This window comes from Alicyclobacillus sp. SP_1 (assembly GCF_024706985.1).
Taxonomy (GTDB): domain Bacteria; phylum Bacillota; class Bacilli; order Alicyclobacillales; family Alicyclobacillaceae; genus Alicyclobacillus_I.
Window position 1 is genome coordinate 1 of sequence record NZ_JAMCCX010000099.1, and the last position, 1,511, is coordinate 1,511.

At 48.5% G+C, this 1,511-nt stretch carries 1 protein-coding gene and 1 pseudogene; both read left to right on the forward strand.

Annotation, left to right across the window (positions count from 1 at the left end):
* Positions 1-279 (forward strand): annotated as a pseudogene (locus M4I36_RS16185) (hypothetical protein); the annotation flags it as partial.
* A gap of 259 nt (positions 280-538) precedes the next feature.
* Positions 539-1,378: an NAD(P)H-binding protein gene (locus M4I36_RS16190; RefSeq protein ID WP_258112800.1), complete on the forward strand. Its 840-nt coding sequence runs from the start codon at positions 539-541 to the stop codon at positions 1,376-1,378.
* Positions 1,379-1,511: the final 133 nt, after the last annotated feature.

A 1,511-nucleotide genomic window follows, 5' to 3' on the forward strand; every position in this document is an offset into this window, starting at 1 on the left:
AGACTCGTGTCGAAAATCGCGGAAGAACTGTATCAAGAAGGGCTTCAGGAAGGATTGCAGAAAGGACTGCAGGAAGGTCGCCAAGAAGGTCGCCAAGAAGGTCGCCAAGAAGGTCGCCAAGAAGGTCGCCAAGAAGGTCGCCAAGAAGGTCGCCAAGAAGGTCTGGCCACGGTCGCCGAGCGAATGTTTCGCAAAGGCGCTAGCCTTGCCGAAGTCGTGGACATGACGGGCCTTAGTCAGGATGAAGCGAAAGCGATCCAAAACAAACTCGTTCATTGAACCGAACGAAACCGCCGATGCCTCCACGAGGCTTTCGGCGGTTTTTTTGTTGTCACCAGTAGCGTGGTTGCCCGAGCGGTCCGTCGGGTCAAGCGTGACAAACTACGAATGAGAGAGACCGCGAAAGAACATAGAGAGAGTTTAGTGACACTTCTGACCCCGACTCGAGTCGGACTAAAAACCGTCCTCATGACGGATGCCGAAATTGAGTAATTGAATGATAATGTAGCTATTCCTGATGTGGAGGAGGTTGAAACCGATGATTTTGGTGACGGGTGCAACTGGCAATGTAGGCCGTCAGGTAGTCGAAGACTTATATAAAGGCGGCCACCAAGTTCGAGTTCTGACCAGAAATCCTGCAAAAGTATCATTTCCTGCAGAAGTTGAGGTCGCCGTTGGTGATTTGACTGCACCTCAGACGTTGAAAAAAGCATTCGATGGAATTCAGAGCGTGTATTTCATACGAGTACCTGGTAGTGAGGCATTTCCTAAAATCGCCAAGGCATCAGGTGTAGAGCACATCGTGTTCCTGTCATCAAGCGCTGTTGAATTACCCGTAGAAAATGCGATTGGTAGGAATCATTTTAATACCGAAGAGCTAATACGACAATCGGGCTTAAAATGGACGTTTCTTCGTCCAGGGGCTTTTATGTCTAACGCTTTGCGCTGGGCAGGTACTATTCGGACAGAGAGTGTCGTGCGAGCTCCGTTTGGAGACGTTGGAACAACTCCAATTGACCCTCGGGATATAGCGAATGTTGCATCCAAGGTTCTTGTATCGAAGGGACATGAGGGCGAGATTTATACCCTCACTGGGCCTGAACTACTGACACCCATTGAACAGGTGAAGATCTTAAGCAACGTTCTTGGGAAGGACATTCGTTTCGAACATCTGCCTGAGGACATTGCTAAGGAGACCATGAAACGATTTGCACCTTCAGAGATAGTTGAGACGTTGTTTCAGATTTCAAGGGATACCCCAACAGTAGTGTTGAACACCGTGTTGAACACCGTGTTGAACACCGTGTTGAACATTACAGGTCATCAACCTAGAACGTTCGAGCAATGGGCTGCAGACAACGCAGGTGCCTTCCAGTAATCACGTTGGTTTGTGACACATCCGATAAAACCGCATTAGGGTTGCCCATAAGGCAATATAGTGGATCCAGGAATTCAGACAAGTTGAAAGGGGTCATGTAAGCTATAATCGGCATATGAGAAAACATTACACG

What these genes read in the sequence shown, in the direction of transcription:
- M4I36_RS16190 (WP_258112800.1), top strand. Translation starts at nt 539, where the DNA reads ATGATTTTGGTGACGGGTGCAACTGGCAATGTAGGCCGTCAGGTAGTC.